This window comes from Lentzea sp. NBRC 102530 (assembly GCF_030269365.1).
Classification (GTDB): Bacteria; Actinomycetota; Actinomycetes; order Mycobacteriales; family Pseudonocardiaceae; genus Lentzea.
In genome coordinates this window covers 710,334-723,887 of the sequence record NZ_BSTF01000003.1, presented here as the reverse complement: position 1 = coordinate 723,887, position 13,554 = coordinate 710,334, and the positions used below count along the sequence as shown (strand labels likewise).

Sequence of the window (13,554 nt, the reverse complement as noted above, 5' to 3'; positions counted from 1 at the left end):
GTTGACTACCGGGCGTACTGGACGTCGGCATCCCAAAGGGTGAAGCCGAGCTTCGTGTAGACGCGCACCGCGGCGGTGTTGTCGGACTCGACGTAGAGCATCACTTCCTTGACGCCCTGTTCGCGCAGGTGCCGCAGGCCCGCGAGGGTCAGTGCCCTGCCGAGGCCGCCGCCCTGCCGGTCCGGGTCGACGCCCACGACGTAGACCTCGCCGAGCTTCGGCGTGTGCACCTTGGTCCAGTGGAAGCCGGCCAGCCGGTCGTCGGCGTCGACCGCGAGCAGGAAGCCCCCGGCGTCGAACCAGTCCTCTTCTTCCTTGGCCTGGACGTCCTCGACCGACATCGCGCCCTGTTCGGGGTGCCAGTCGAACGCGCGGTGGTTCACGTAGACGACCGCGGCCTCGTCCTGCCCCGGCACGAACGGGCGGATGGTGATGCCCTCGGGCAGCACGGGCTCCGGCAGGTCGTTCTCGACGCGCAACCGCATCCGCAGCAGTTCGCGCACCTTGCGGAAGCCCAGCTTCTGGGCGAGCTTCTCGGCGTCGGGGTGCCCGCCGTGCGCCCAGATCCGCAGCGTCTCCCGCGGCAGCGCGTCGACCAGCGCCGCGCCCACGCCCTGATGGCGGTGCTTCGGGTGCACGGCCAGTTCGGCGACCTTGTTGCCCGCCGAGTCGCCGACCAGGTCGACGTGCGCGTACCCGGCGAGTTCCCCGTCCACGTGCGCGAGGAGGTGCCGGCTGCCCGTCGCACCGGGACGCATCCGCAGCCGCACGGCCTCGCCGACCGGCGGCACGCCGTCGGTGCTCTCGGCGGCCTGCAACAGCCCCGTCACCTCGGCGGCCTGCTCGGCCGACAGCTCCTCGAACCAGCTCAGTTGCGCCACACAGGCGAACCTACCGCGCGATCAAACGCTCATCCAGGACGCGGGCGGAGTCGTCGATCTCCACCTCGCTGACCTCGGGACGGCGCGACGAGCCGGGACGCGGCGGGCGGACGAACTTGTAGCCCACGTTGCGGACCGTGCCGATGAGCGCCTCGTGCTCGGGGCCGAGCTTCGCGCGCAGCCGTCGCACGTGGACGTCGACCGTGCGGGTGCCACCGAAGAAGTCGTAGCCCCAGACCTCCTGCAGCAGCTGCGCGCGGGTGAACACCCGGCCCGCGTGCTGCGCGAGGTACTTGAGGAGCTCGAACTCCTTGTAGGTGAGGTCGAGCGGGCGGCCCTTGAGGCGCGCGGTGTAGGTGGCCTCGTCGATGACCAGGTCGCCGAGCTGCAACGCGCCGTCGCCGCCGGGGGCCGCCGTGCCGCGGCGCGAGCGGACCAGCCGCAGGCGGGCGTCGACCTCGGCGGGGCCGGAGTTCGGCAGCAGGATCTCGTCGACCGACCAGTCGGAGTTGACCGCGACCAGACCGCCCTCGGTGACGACGGCCACGACGGGCACGTCCACGCCGGACGAGTCGAGCAGGCGGCACAGCGAGCGCGCGCCGACGAGGTCGGTGCGGGCGTCGATCAACACGATGTCGTGGGGTCCGGCTTCGAGGAGCGCGGAGACCTCGGGACGCAGCGGGCGTACCGCGTGCGGCAGCAGGGCCAGCGCGGGAAGCACGGCCTCCGGGTCCGGGTCTGTCGTCAGCAGAAGCACGTCGATGCTCATCGCGGCGCCCTCCAAATCGGCCGTGGTCGGTCACCCACGACCAGACCAGCGGCGTACGGTGACCGGGCCCCGTTGCCTGCGGATGACGGAGAGACTACCGGTGCCGGTCGAGAAAGTCCCAGGTCAAGAAGCCGTGCTCACATTTGTTTCCACAGGCGTCATGCCTGTTACATCGATGTCACACGACGGGGTGCTGCTGCACGGCGTCCACCACAAGAGCGAAAGCGACCTCGCTTTCGTTGTGGGGCACGGGTTCACGAACAACGTGCGGCGCCCGTACGTGGCCCGTGTGCTGGCCCGACTGGCTCGCAACGCCGGCGTCGTCGCGTTCGACTTCCGCGGCCACGGACGGTCCGGCGGACGCTCCACGGTCGGCGCCGACGAGGTCCACGACATCGAGGCGGGCGTGCGGCTGGCCCGGTCGCTGGGCTACTCGAAGATCGCCACGATCGGGTTCTCGATGGGCGCGTCGATCGTCCTGCGGCACGCGGCGCTGGGGGAGACGAGGCCGGACGCGGTCGTGTCGGTGAGCGGCCCGGCCCGCTGGTGGTCGCGCGAGACCGCTCCCATGCGGCGGGTGCACTGGCTGCTCGAACAACCCCACGGCAAGCTCGCCGCGCGGGCGCTCGGGGTTCGGCTGGGCGAGAGCTGGGTACAGGCGCCGGAGAGTCCGCTGGAGGTGGTCGGGCGCATCACACCGACCCCACTGCTGATCGTGCACGGTGACCTGGACCACTATTTCTCCGTGGAGCACGCCAGGTCGCTGCACCGCGCGTCCTCCGGACATGCCGAGTTGTGGATCGAACCCGGCATGCGGCACGCCGAATCGGCCGCGACTCCAGACCTGGTAGACCGGATGGCGGCATGGATCGCCGTTAACGTCGAGGACGAGGAATGACTGCCCAGACCCCTGCACGGCCGCGAAAGAAGAAGTCCCGGCGCGGGAAGTTCCTCATCGTCACCGTGATCGTGCTCGGCGTGCTGCTCGTGGCGGCCGACTTCGCGCTCGCCGCGGCGGGCGAGTACCAGATCGCGCAGCGGATGCGGGAGAAGCTCCAGCTCAGCGAGGACCCGTCGGTGCGCATCAACGGGTTCCCGTTCGCGCTGCAGGCGTTGCGCGGCGACTACCAGCACGTCGAGATCCGCGCGTCCGGCGTGCCCGTCAAGGACGAGCAGCAGGGCGTCGACCTGCGCGACCTGGACGTCGAGGCCGACCTGCTGCACACCCGCGTGGAACTCGCGGACCTGCTGGCGGGCAACGTCTCCAAGGCGACGATCGACACCGTGAAGGGCAGCGTGCGGATCAAGGCGCTGGACCTGAACCGGCTCGCGAACCAGGTGACGCCGTTCGACAAGCTCTCGATCGAGCCGGACAACCGCGTCGCCACGCCCGCCCAGACCGACCCCGCGGCCCCCAAGACCACGGCCGCGATCAAGCTCTCCGGCGAGACGAACGTGGCCGGCAAGGTCGTGACGCTCACCGCGTACGGGCAGATCGCGCTGGTCAGCGGTGCCATCCAGATCAACATCGACGACATCGAGCTGAACGACGCGTCGTTGAAGCAGATCATCCCGCAGCTGCGCCAGGCGCTCGCGATCAAGATCGACCCGGGCACGTTGCCGTTCGGCGCCGTGCCCACCGCCGTCGAGGTGGAGAGCGGTTCGTTCAAGCTGTCGGGCCAGATCGCGGATGTACCGTTGGTCCAGCGATGACAGGTGTGTGGGCGCTGCTGGGCGCGCTGGCCGTGGCCGGTGCGATCGGTGTGCTGCTCAAGGTCCGCGAGGGCCGCATCTCCTCGTCGAAGGCCTCCGCGGTTCCCGACCTGCCCGCTCCCGTGCGCGACCTGCTGGTCGCGCCGGGGGTGACGCTGGTCCAGCTCTCCACGACGTTCTGCGCGCCCTGCCGGCACGCGAAGGTCGTCCTGCGCGACCTGGCCGACCGCACCGACGGCCTCACCCACGCCGAACTGGACGTCACGAACCTCCCGGACGTGGCCGCGTCGCTGGGCGTCATGCGCACCCCCACGACGCTGGCCCTGACGGCCGACGGCACCGAGGTGTTGCGGGTCGGCGGCGTGCCGAAACGCGACACGTTGCTCGCCGCGCTGCGCCCGCATTTGCCCTAATCCGGTCGGGTGAACCTGCGTTGTTCCACCAGATGGACATACCTCCCGCACCGAGGGATTGAGGGCTACCCTCGCTGCCATGACCATGCTGCTCACGAAGCGACGCGCGGTTGACCTGTGCCGCGTGCGCAGCAGCCTGTGTCGCACGACGAGCTGACTGGGCTGCTTGACGCCCACCAGCTACCTCTGCCGGACTGATTTCCTCTCGTCCGTTTGCCCGGAGGTCGTCGTGCTCAAAGACTCCCCTGTAGACCCGCGCGGACCGCGCTTCTCCGCCTGGATGACCACCGTCATCCTCGCGATCGTGTTGCTCACCGGTTGGTGGCGTCTCCTCGCCGCCCAGACGGTGCTCTTCGCGATGTGCGCGTTCATCTCGTTGAAGCTGAACCCGTGGGGTCACGTCTACCGCTACGCGATCCAGCCCCGCCTGACCCCGACCACCGAACGCGAGGAAGCCGCCCCGTTGCGGTTCGCGCAAGGCGTCGGCTTCGTCTTCGCCCTGATCGGCACCCTCGGTTACGCCACGGGCCTCACCACGCTCGGCATGGTGGCGACCGGTTTGGCACTGGTGGCAGCGCTCCTGAACGCCGCGCTGGGCCTGTGCCTCGGGTGCGAGATGTACCTCGTTCTGCGCAGGTACGTACCTGCCCTCGCTCGACCGCAATAGACACACGCACTACTAACAGGAGCAACTTCCCATGAGCCGTGAGAACGTGCTGGTCTCGGCCGCCTGGTCCGAGGAGAACCTCCAGGCGCCCGGCGTCGTGTTCGCGGAGGTCGACGAGGACACCACCGCGTACGAAGGCGGCCACATCCCCGGCGCCGTGCGCATCGACTGGAAGACGGAGTTGCAGGACCCGGTCCGCCGCGACTTCATCGACCGCGAGGGCTTCGAGAAGCTGCTCTCGGCCAAGGGCATCTCCAACGACGACACGGTCGTCCTCTACGGCGGCAACAACAACTGGTTCGCGGCCTACGCGTACTGGTACTTCAAGCTCTACGGCCACACCAACGTCAAGCTCCTCGACGGCGGCCGCAAGAAGTGGGAGCTCGACGGCCGCCCGCTCGACAAGGAAGAGGTCGTCCGCGCGGCCACCTCCTACACCGCGCAGGAGCAGGACCTGTCGATCCGCGCGTTCCGCGACGAGGTCGTCGACGCCATCGGCAACAAGAACCTCGTCGACGTCCGCTCCCCCGACGAGTTCTCCGGCAAGCTCCTCGCCCCGGCCCACCTCCCGCAGGAGCAGGCGCAGCGCGGTGGCCACATCCCGTCCGCGGTGAACGTCCCGTGGTCCAAGGCGGCCAACGAGGACGGCACCTTCAAGTCGGACGACGAACTCCGCGCCCTCTACGCCGAGGCGGGCTTCGACGGCAGCCGCAAGACCATCGCCTACTGCCGCATCGGCGAGCGCTCCTCGCACACCTGGTTCGCCCTGCGCGAGCTGCTCGGCCACGAAGACGTCAAGAACTACGACGGTTCTTGGACGGAGTACGGCTCGCTGATCGGCGTGCCGATCGAGCTCGGTTCCGGCAAGGAGGCCTGATCACCATGACCAACGGCTGCGGCGCCCCCGCTCAGGGCGGCACGATCGAGGTCTCCACGACGGAGACGGTGCTGGAAGGCAAGGTCCTGTCCTCCGGCACGCCCGTGGGCGGCGCGTTCGTCCGCTTGCTCGACTCCACCGGCGAGTTCACCGCCGAGGTGGTCACCTCCCCGGAGGGCGACTTCCGCTTCTTCGCCGCACCGGGCAGCTGGACCGTCCGCGCGCTGCACCGTTCCGGCAACGGGCAGGCCGACGTGTCGGCCTCCGGCCCCGGCGTGCACGCGGTGGAGATCGCGGTCGCCTGACCTGACCCGGTCGGTATGACGAGGGCCCCGGCGGTGTCTCACCGCCGGGGCCTTCCCCGTGCCGGGGTCTTCCACGTGCGAAGTCGACGGCGAGCCGTCTTTCCTGGAACAGGTCGGGTGGGGCGGTGAAGCCACCCCACCAACGCGACAGGCCGCCCGCAACCACCCCAGGCGCCCCCGGCCCGGTGTCGTCCACCACCACAACCCTGCACGTCAACCCACCCGAGATATCCTCTCCCCGTGGAACACATCTTCACCGGACTCCTGGTGCTAGTGACGATCGCCGTTATGTGGTTCGCCGGCTACGTCGTCTACCGCCTCTACTCCGACCAGCGATGAGCAGCGGCGACGAGGCCATCCGCCTGGCCGAGGAACGCGCAGCCGCCACGAGGGAACGCAACCTCCCGCAGTTCGCCGACATGCCCATCCCGGGCGACACGGCGAACCTCCGCGAGGGCGCGGACCTGAACGACGCGCTGCTGGGCGTCCTCCCCCTGGTGGGTGTCTGGCGAGGCGAGGGCGAGATCGTCTACCCGACGATCGAGGGCCCGTTCCGCTTCGGCCAGCAGATCACGTTCGCCCACGACGGCCGGCCGTTCCTCGTGTACGAGGCACGCTCCTGGCTGCTCAACGAGGCCGGCGAGGTCATCCGCCCGGCCGCACGCGAGCAGGGCTTCTGGCGACCGCAGGCGGACGACTCGATCGAGCTGCTGCTGACGCACAACACGGGTGTCGTGGAGCTGTACTACGGCAAGGTGCGCACGCAGACGTCGTGGGAGTTCGAGACGGACGCCGTCATCCGCTCCGCCACGGCCAAGGAGGTCAAGGCCGCGCAGCGCCTGTACGGCGTGGTGAACGGCGACCTCGCGTACGTCGAGGAGCGCGCCATGGTCGGGCAGGACATGCAGCCGCACGCTTCGGCGCACCTCAAGCGCATCGTCGGCTAGCTCGCCGGGCAGCCTTCGGGCTGTTGGATCGCCGGATCGTCGAACGATCCGGCGATCCGGTGCACGCCTGTTGAGCCCGGCCGACAGGGCGCAGGGTGGTCAGGAGCAGCACACGAGGCTCGCCGGACCGGGGGCATGAGGCACCGATGGGCCTTCGGCAGGTGCCTTCGGCTGGAGGTCCGGAACCGATGCCGCGACCGGAGGCCCGGAGCCGACGCCGCGGCCGGAGGCCTGGAGCGGACGCCACGACTCGAGGTCCGGAGCCGGCGCTGCGGCTGGAGATCCGAAGCGGGCGTTGTGGCCGGAGGTCCGGGGCGAACGCTACGACTGGAAATCTGGAGCAGGCGGTGCGGCCGGAGGCCTGAAGCAGGCGCCGCAGCCGGAGATCCGAAGTCGGTGCCGGAGCCGGAGCCCCAGAGCAGGTGTGTGAGGCACCCTCACGGACCCACCGAACCAGCCCCAACCCACCAGATCGCAGGATCGTTCAACGATCCGCGTGTCGGATTGTTCAACAATCCCACGATTCCCCGTAACATGGGCGCATGCTTCTGCGGCGCTGCGGAACCGACGCCCTCCTGGTCGAGGTCGACTCCCTGAGCGAGGTGGCGGCCGTCCGCGCGGCCCTCCAGCACCTGGACGGCATCGAGGAACTCGTCCCGGCGGCACGAACAGTCCTGGTCAAGGGCGCGCTCACCGAGGTCAGGAACGTCCTCAGGACCGTCGACCTCGCCAACGTCCCGCCGACGACCCCGCGCGAGATCACCATCCCGGTCATCTACGACGGCCCCGACCTGGACATGGTCGCCGAAACCGCCGGCACCACCCCGGACGACGTCGTCAAGCAGCACACCGCCGCCACCTACGAGGTCGCGTTCTGCGGCTTCGCCCCCGGCTTCGCCTACCTCACCGGGCTCCCGCAACAACTCCGGCAGCCCAGGCTCGACTCGCCGCGGACCAAGGTGCCGCAGGGTTCGGTGGGCATCGCCGGCGAGTTCACCGCCGCCTACCCGAGGTCGACACCGGGCGGCTGGCGGCTCATCGGCCGCACCGAGATCACCCTGTTCGACGCCAAGGCCGAGACCCCGGCCCTCATGCAGCCGGGCGACCAGGTCAGGTTCGTGATCGCATGAGCGGGAACACGAGCACCAGAACCGTCACCATCCTGAAGACCGGCCCCCAGGCACTGGTCCAGGACCTCGGCAGGCCGGGCAACGCCCACCTCGGCGTACCGCCGTCAGGCGCACTGGACCAGCAGAGCCTCAAGCTCGCCAACCGCCTCGTCGGCAACGAGGAAGGCGCCGCCGGACTCGAACTGCTCCTCGGCGGCGCGGAACTGCGGACCGAGACGGCCTGCACGATCGCGGTCACCGGGCCGAGCACAGAGGTACGCGTCGACGGCAGGCTCGAAGACTCGCACCAGCCGCTCCACCTCGCCCCCGGCCGGACGGTCAGCATCGGCACGCCGGCAACCGGGCTGCGCACGTACGTCGCCATCTCCGGCGGCATCGACGCGGAGGAGGAACTGGGCAGCAGGTCCACCGACCTGCTCAGCGGAATCGGTCCAGACCCGTTGCGGGACAACGACGTCCTACGACTTGGGACACCGGGGCAACCGAATCACGCGGATGTCGTGCCACCGGCACAGGCGCTGCAAACGTTGGTCATCCCGATCCGGCTCGGCCCGAGGGACGACTGGTTCGAGGACGCCGAAACCCAGCTGCGGCAAGGCGTGTGGACGGTGTCGGACCGCAGCAACCGGGTCGGCGCGAGGCTCAACGGCACCAAGCTGAATCGTCGTGACGGGGAGATTCCCAGCGAAGGGATGATCACCGGCGCGGTGCAGGTGCCGCCGGACGGGCAGCCCGTGGTGTTCCTCAACGACCACCCGACGACCGGTGGCTATCCCGTCATCGGCGTCGTCGACCACCACCACCTGCACTTTCTCGGGCAGGCGCGACCCGGGACGACCGTCCGGTTCAAGCCCGTCGACTGAGCTCGAAGGCCATTGACGTCAGTGGTCCAGACCAAATACCGTAACGTCCAGGCCGCCGCGGAATCTCTACCAAACTGGAGTTCCGCATGCGCCGAATCCCTGCCCTGCTAACAAGTCTGGTCGCGCTCCTCGCGTTGGCGGTCCCTGCACAGGCCGACACGGGCATCACCGCGACCTTCTCGCGCTCCGGCACCACGGGCAAGTTCGTGGTCGCCAACGCGAGCACGGCCGCGCTCAACGGGTGGTCGGTCAAGTTCGACCTGCCCGCCGGGGTGACCGCGAGCAACCCGCAGAACGCGACGATCACCCAGAACGGCACGCGGGTGACGCTCACTCCCGCCTTCTACATCAACAACCTGCCGGCCGGGCGCAACACCGAGCCGTACAGCCCCACGTTCACGATGACCCAGGCGGTGGACCCGACCGCCTGCACCATCAACAACATGGCGTGCGACGGCAGTGGCACCGCGCCGCCGCCTCCGACCGGGCTGACCGCCGAGTACTCGGTCGCCGGTGGCAGTGCGAAGTTCGTCGTGCGCAACCACGGCAGTGCGGCCGTGAGCGACTGGTCGATCCAGTTCACGCTGCCCAGCGGCGTGACGGTGAGCAACGGCCAGAACGGCACGGTCGCGCAGAACGGCAACCAGGTCACCGTGACCCCCGCCTTCTACAACAAGACCATCAACCCCGGTGCGAGCACTGAGCCGTACAGCCCGACGTTCTCCATCAGCCAGAACGTCGACCCGGTGACGTGCCGCATCAGCAACGCCAACTGCGACGGTAGTGCGGACACCCCGCCGACCGCGCCGACGAACCTCACGTCGCCGTCGAAGACCACGCGCACGGTCAGCCTGCAGTGGAACGCCTCCATGCCGGGGTCCCTGCCCGTCTCGAGCTACGACGTCTACAGCGGCACGAACGTCGTGGGCACCTCCACCACCACGTCCACGACCGTCACGGGCCTGAACCCGAACACCGCGTACACGTTCACGGTGCGGGCCAAGGACTCCAAGGGCACACAAAGCCCCGCGAGCAACGCCCTTAGCGTCACCACCAACAACCCCGCCGACGACACGACGCCGCCGTCCGCGCCGGGCAACCTGCGGGCGACGGCCAAGGACGCGGGCAGCATCACGTTGGCGTGGAACGCCTCCACGGACAACAGGGGCGTCGCGAACTACGACGTCTACGTGGGCAGCACGCTGAAAACGACGGTCACCGGCACCACCGCGGTCGTGGCGGGCCTCTCGCCGTCGACCGACTACACGTTCACCGTCCGGGCGAGGGACGTCTACGACAACGTCTCGCAGCCCAGCAACGCGCTGAACGAACGCACGGGGGACATCGTCGGCGGCTATGCCCGTGTCGGGTACTTCGTGCAGTGGGGCATCTACGGACGCCAGTACTTCGTGAAGGACATGGACGCGGCGAAGATGACGCACGTCAACTACGCGTTCGGCAACATCGACCCGGTCAACCTGACGTGTCTGCACGGCGTCACGAAGGGCACGAGCCCGAACCCGCAGGACCCGAACCAGGGTGACGGCGCGGGCGACGCGGAAGCCGACTACAGCAGGCCGATGAGCGCGGCGCAATCCGTCGACGGTGTGGCGGACAGCGGCTGGGAACCGTTGCGCGGCAACTACAACCAGCTCAAGAAGCTCAAGGCCCGGCACCCGAACCTCAAGGTGCTGATCTCGCTCGGCGGGTGGACGTACTCCAAGTACTTCTCCGACGTGGCGGCGACGGACGCGGCGCGCAAGAAGTTCGTGGCGTCGTGCATCGACATCTACCTCAAGGGAAACCTGCCCGTCTACAACGGCGCGGGCGGCCCCGGCACGGCGGCGAACATCTTCGACGGCTTCGACCTCGACTGGGAGTGGCCGGGCGCGGAAGGCCACGCGGGCAACCACTTCGGGCCTCAGGACAAGGTCAACAACACCCTGTTGATCGAGGAGTTCCGCCGGCAGATGGACGCCTACAGCACCACGACCGGCAAGCGCTACCAGCTCACCGCGTTCACCCCGGCCGACCCCGGCAAGATCGACGCCGGGTGGGAACTCGGGCGGGTCGCGCAGTCGATGGACATCCTCAACGTCCAGGGCTACGACTTCCACGGCTCCGGCAGCGACAACTCGTGGGAGCCGAACCGGACCGGCCACCAGGGCAACCTCTACCCGGACCCGGACGACCCGTACACCACCAAGTTCAGCGTCGAGAGCACCGTGCAGGCCTACCTCGACGCGGGCGTGCCGTCCCGCAAGATCACGCTCGGGCTCGCGTTCTACGGGCGTGGCTGGCAGAACGTGGCCAACGGCGGCAAGAACGGCGAGTGGCAGACCGCGGGAGGTGCGGCTCCCGGGCAGTTCCCCGAGGAGGCGGGCACGCGCGGGTACGCCAACCTCGTCGCGTCGGTGCCGAACTGCACCGTCTTCCACGACGAGGTGGCGGTCGCGACGTCCTGCTACACCGGCAACCAGTGGTGGACCTTCGACGACGCCTGGTCGATCCAGAAGAAGACCGCGTGGCTCAAGTCGAAGAACCTGCTGGGCGCGATGTTCTGGGAGATGTCGGGTGACCGCGGCCCGTTGATGGCCGCGGTCGACGCGGGTCTCCGCTAGAAGATCAGTACTCCGACTCGTACAGGCCCTGCAGCTCGGTGAGCAGGGCCGACGAGTCGGCCAGCTGCTTGCCGTCCAGCACGTTCACCCGCGTGATCTTGCGGACGCTGGAAGCCAGGAACACGCCCTCGGCGTCGTAGAGCTCGCTGGTCTGGATCGGCTCCACGGAGACGGTCCAGCCGGCGCGCTCGGCGGCGCGGAACAACGCGTACTGGGTGGTGCCGGGCAGGATGCCGAGCTCGGACGGCGGCGTCACCAGGGTCTTGCCACGGACCAGGATCAACGTCGACGTCGGGCCTTCGAGCACCGAGCCGTCGGACGTCGTGAAGACGACCTCGGCGGCACCGCGGCGCTCGGCCTCGCGCAACGCGGCCATGTTGATCGCGTACGACAACGACTTGGCGCCCAGCAGCAGCCACGGCGCGCGCGACGCGAGGTCGGCGTCGATGCCGCGGTCCAGCGTCACGGCGGACAGGCCCTCGGCGCGCTGCTTGAACACCTTCGCGCCGATCTCCATGCCCAGCGCGAAGCCGGTGGGCGTGCCGTCGCCGCCCTCGACGCCGCGGGTGTAGACGAGCTTGAGGGCGAACTCCGCGCCGCCGGCCCAGTTGCCGATGACGAGCTCGACCGCGCGCTCGAACTCCGCCCGCGGCGGGGGCTGCATGTCGAGCATGGCCGCGGACCGGTCGAGCCGGTCCAGGTGGGGCGTGAGTTCGCGGGGCTTCCCGTCGACCACGAGGATCGTTTCGAACACGCCGTCACCGCGCATGAGCCCGAGGTCCTCGACGCGGATCTGCGGCGAGTCGGGGTCAGCGAGGGTTCCGTCGAGCAGTGCCAGCACGCGCATGTGAGCGAGCCTACTAACATCGGTGGTGTGGAGACCGCAAGAGGGCTGCGCAAAACACTGCACGACCGCGGCATGAGGATGACGCCGCAGCGTCAGCTCGTGCTGGACGCGGTCAGGTCGCTGGAACACGCGACGCCCGAGCAGATCTGTCAGCGCGTCCAGGAGACGGCGCCGACGGTCAACATCACGACGATCTACCGGACGCTCGACCTCCTCGACCGGCTCGGGCTGGTCCGGCACACGCACCTGGGCCACGGTGCGCCGAGCTACTCGGTCGACGACCACCAGCACGTGCACCTCGTGTGCCACGTGTGCGGCTCGGTGGAGGAGATCCCGTGTGAGCTTCTCGACCCGTTGGTCGGAACATTGCGGGCGCGAGACGGGTTCGAACTTGATGCAACCCACCTCGCCCTGTCCGGCACGTGCCGCGACTGCTTGAACCAGGAGACCGAGTGACTCTCCCCGGAGCCGTCCCGCCGCCCGACGACACGACCGACGCCGGCGTCGCCTGGCACTACGGGGACCCGTTCGCCGAACAGCGCTCGGCCGCCCGTTCGGTGGTCGTGGTGGACCGCTCGAACCGCGGTGTCATCGCGATCCCGGGCGTGGACCGGCTCACGTGGCTGCACCAGCTCACCAGCCAGCACTTCGAGCAGCTGGGCGAGGGCGCGGCGACCGAGGCGCTGATCCTGGACGCGCAGGGCCGCCTGGAGCACCACATGGTCGTCGCGAACGTCGGCGGCACCGTGTTCCTGGACGTGGAGAAGGTCGACGACCTGCTCGCGTACCTGAAGAAGATGGTCTTCTGGTCGAAGGTCGAGCCGCGCGACGCGACGGCGGAGTTCGCGCTGCTGACGATCACCGGACCCGACGCACCCGCGGTGCTGGAGAAGCTCGGTGTCCCGGTGCCGGCCGACGCCGACGTGCTCGGCGAGGGCTTCGTGCGCCGCACGTCGTGGCCCGGTCAGCACTCGTTCGACCTGCTCGTCCCGCGCGCCGAGAAGGCGGCGTGGTGGCAGCGGATCACGGACGCGGGCGCGCGCCCGGCCGGCAGCTTCGCCTTCGAGGCGCTGCGGGTCGAGTCGCTGCGCGCACGCCAAGGCGTCGACACCGACGAACGCACGATCCCGCACGAGGTCGGCCTGATCGACCCGGCCGTGCACCTGAACAAGGGGTGCTACCGCGGCCAGGAGACGGTCGCCAAGGTCCACAACGTGGGACGCCCGCCCAGGCGGATGCTCCTACTCCACCTGGATGGTTCTGCGGACGGCACTCCGGAGACCGGTGACCCGGTCACGCTGGACGGCCGCGCGGTGGGCCGAGTGGGCAGTGTGGTGCAGCACCACGAGCTGGGTCCGATCGCGTTGGCGCTGGTCAAGCGGTCCGTGCCGGTCGACGCCGAACTGCTCGCGGGAGCCCCCGAACGGGAGGTTCCGGCACGAATCGACCCCGACTCGGTGCCCGCGGACACCCCCGGACTGGGCCGCGAAGCGGTGCGCAACCTGAGGGGATGACCCCGGC

At 69.4% G+C, this 13,554-nt stretch carries 16 protein-coding genes; 13 read left to right on the top strand and 3 right to left on the bottom strand.

Annotated elements, in window-relative coordinates; genetic code table 11:
• Nucleotides 1-5: 5 nt before the first annotated feature.
• Together mshD and QSK25_RS11200 are read right to left on the bottom strand one after the other, a co-directional pair.
• The gene (mshD, locus tag QSK25_RS11205; protein WP_285637497.1) at nucleotides 6-881 is read right to left on the bottom strand and encodes a mycothiol synthase; all 876 of its coding nucleotides are present in this window, start codon (nucleotides 879-881) and stop codon (nucleotides 6-8) included.
• 10 nt (nucleotides 882-891) lie between these two features.
• Nucleotides 892-1,650, bottom strand: a complete 759-nt coding sequence (locus QSK25_RS11200; protein WP_285637495.1) for a response regulator transcription factor — start codon at nucleotides 1,648-1,650, stop codon at nucleotides 892-894.
• A 175-nt stretch (nucleotides 1,651-1,825) separates the two neighbouring features.
• On the opposite strand from QSK25_RS11200, the gene QSK25_RS11195 reads away from it, so the two are divergent.
• The 11 genes from QSK25_RS11195 (at nucleotide 1,826) to QSK25_RS11150 (ending at nucleotide 11,186) form a co-directional block, all read left to right on the top strand.
• Nucleotides 1,826-2,548, top strand: a complete 723-nt coding sequence (locus tag QSK25_RS11195) for an alpha/beta hydrolase family protein (RefSeq protein WP_285637493.1) — start codon at nucleotides 1,826-1,828, stop codon at nucleotides 2,546-2,548.
• Nucleotides 2,545-3,363 carry an LmeA family phospholipid-binding protein gene (locus QSK25_RS11190; RefSeq protein WP_285637491.1) on the top strand — a complete coding sequence of 273 codons (819 nt, stop codon included), beginning with the start codon at nucleotides 2,545-2,547 and terminating at the stop codon, nucleotides 3,361-3,363. The genes QSK25_RS11195 and QSK25_RS11190 overlap by 4 nt, the downstream gene beginning before the upstream one ends.
• Nucleotides 3,360-3,776 carry a thioredoxin family protein gene (locus tag QSK25_RS11185; RefSeq protein WP_285637489.1) on the top strand — a complete coding sequence of 139 codons (417 nt, stop codon included), beginning with the start codon at nucleotides 3,360-3,362 and terminating at the stop codon, nucleotides 3,774-3,776. The genes QSK25_RS11190 and QSK25_RS11185 overlap by 4 nt, the downstream gene beginning before the upstream one ends.
• A 79-nt stretch (nucleotides 3,777-3,855) precedes the next feature.
• Complete coding sequence (locus QSK25_RS45360; protein ID WP_352235731.1) at nucleotides 3,856-3,933, top strand: putative leader peptide; 78 nt, start codon at nucleotides 3,856-3,858, stop codon at nucleotides 3,931-3,933.
• A gap of 72 nt (nucleotides 3,934-4,005) precedes the next feature.
• Complete coding sequence (locus QSK25_RS11180) at nucleotides 4,006-4,443, top strand: DUF4395 domain-containing protein (RefSeq protein ID WP_285637488.1); 438 nt, start codon at nucleotides 4,006-4,008, stop codon at nucleotides 4,441-4,443.
• A 31-nt stretch (nucleotides 4,444-4,474) separates the two neighbouring features.
• A complete protein-coding gene (locus tag QSK25_RS11175) occupies nucleotides 4,475-5,320 on the top strand; it encodes a sulfurtransferase (RefSeq protein ID WP_285637486.1) in 846 nt (281 codons plus the stop codon).
• 5 nt (nucleotides 5,321-5,325) lie between these two features.
• The gene (locus QSK25_RS11170) at nucleotides 5,326-5,625 is read left to right on the top strand and encodes a DUF1416 domain-containing protein (RefSeq protein WP_285637484.1); all 300 of its coding nucleotides are present in this window, start codon (nucleotides 5,326-5,328) and stop codon (nucleotides 5,623-5,625) included.
• A 335-nt stretch (nucleotides 5,626-5,960) separates the two neighbouring features.
• Nucleotides 5,961-6,572, top strand: a complete 612-nt coding sequence (locus QSK25_RS11165) for a heme-binding beta-barrel domain-containing protein (RefSeq protein WP_285637482.1) — start codon at nucleotides 5,961-5,963, stop codon at nucleotides 6,570-6,572.
• Nucleotides 6,573-7,114: 542 nt separating this feature from the next.
• The gene (pxpB, locus tag QSK25_RS11160; RefSeq protein ID WP_285637480.1) at nucleotides 7,115-7,702 is read left to right on the top strand and encodes a 5-oxoprolinase subunit PxpB; all 588 of its coding nucleotides are present in this window, start codon (nucleotides 7,115-7,117) and stop codon (nucleotides 7,700-7,702) included.
• Nucleotides 7,699-8,565, top strand: a complete 867-nt coding sequence (locus tag QSK25_RS11155; RefSeq protein WP_285637478.1) for a 5-oxoprolinase subunit C family protein — start codon at nucleotides 7,699-7,701, stop codon at nucleotides 8,563-8,565. Before pxpB ends, QSK25_RS11155 begins: the two co-directional genes overlap by 4 nt.
• Nucleotides 8,566-8,651: 86 nt before the next feature.
• Nucleotides 8,652-11,186 carry a glycosyl hydrolase family 18 protein gene (locus QSK25_RS11150; RefSeq protein WP_285637476.1) on the top strand — a complete coding sequence of 845 codons (2,535 nt, stop codon included), beginning with the start codon at nucleotides 8,652-8,654 and terminating at the stop codon, nucleotides 11,184-11,186.
• A 4-nt stretch (nucleotides 11,187-11,190) separates the two neighbouring features.
• On the opposite strand, the gene QSK25_RS11145 is transcribed toward QSK25_RS11150, so the two are convergent.
• Nucleotides 11,191-12,033: an aminodeoxychorismate lyase gene (locus QSK25_RS11145; RefSeq protein ID WP_285637474.1), complete on the bottom strand. Its 843-nt coding sequence runs from the start codon at nucleotides 12,031-12,033 to the stop codon at nucleotides 11,191-11,193.
• A 72-nt stretch (nucleotides 12,034-12,105) separates the two neighbouring features.
• Between QSK25_RS11145 and QSK25_RS11140 the strand changes: the two genes are divergently transcribed.
• Together QSK25_RS11140 and ygfZ are read left to right on the top strand one after the other, a co-directional pair.
• Nucleotides 12,106-12,489 carry a Fur family transcriptional regulator gene (locus QSK25_RS11140; protein WP_502881831.1) on the top strand — a complete coding sequence of 128 codons (384 nt, stop codon included), beginning with the start codon at nucleotides 12,106-12,108 and terminating at the stop codon, nucleotides 12,487-12,489.
• Nucleotides 12,486-13,547: a CAF17-like 4Fe-4S cluster assembly/insertion protein YgfZ gene (gene ygfZ / locus QSK25_RS11135; protein WP_285637469.1), complete on the top strand. Its 1,062-nt coding sequence runs from the start codon at nucleotides 12,486-12,488 to the stop codon at nucleotides 13,545-13,547. The genes QSK25_RS11140 and ygfZ overlap by 4 nt, the downstream gene beginning before the upstream one ends.
• Nucleotides 13,548-13,554 lie beyond the last annotated feature (7 nt).